The sequence below is a fragment of the Vibrio sp. 10N.286.49.B3 genome (assembly GCF_002873395.1).
Lineage (GTDB): Bacteria > Pseudomonadota > Gammaproteobacteria > Enterobacterales > Vibrionaceae > Vibrio.
Window position 1 is genome coordinate 1 of sequence record NZ_MCUV01000062.1, and the last position, 473, is coordinate 473.

Sequence of the window (473 nt, forward strand, 5' to 3'; positions counted from 1 at the left end):
ATACCAATTACATTAATTTTGTGATCTAATGGTTCATAGAAAAGGAGCTTCTATGAACCATGATTTCCAACGTCTAATCAATGCCACATCCAACGCTAGACTTAGAATCCGTTATCTCGCTGTTTCTCATTTTATTGATGGGAAAAACCGCACTGAGATCGCCCTCTACCTCAAGGTTAGTAGGGTAAGTGTGAATAAATGGGTTAAAGCTTATCTAGATAATGGGCTTGAAGGGCTTCAAGAAAAACCACACTCAGGAAGACCTCCCCGCCTAACTGAAAAGCAAAGACAGCAGCTAAAAGATTACGTTAAAGACCACGCTATTAACGCTAGTGGCGGTCGCCTACAAGCAAAAGACATTGGTCTCTATATAGAAAATAACTTTAATATAAAGTACCAACAGTCAGGTATTTATCGTCTATTACATGACATAGGTTTAAGTTGGATTACAACTCGGTCTAAACACCCGAAAC

At 39.1% G+C, this 473-nt stretch carries 1 protein-coding gene; it reads left to right on the forward strand.

All coding sequences use genetic code 11. From position 1 onward, the window contains the following. Positions 1-52 precede the first annotated feature (52 nt). A partial coding sequence (locus tag BCU68_RS15815; RefSeq protein WP_198591764.1) for a helix-turn-helix domain-containing protein occupies positions 53-473 on the forward strand: 421 nt, incomplete at its 3' end.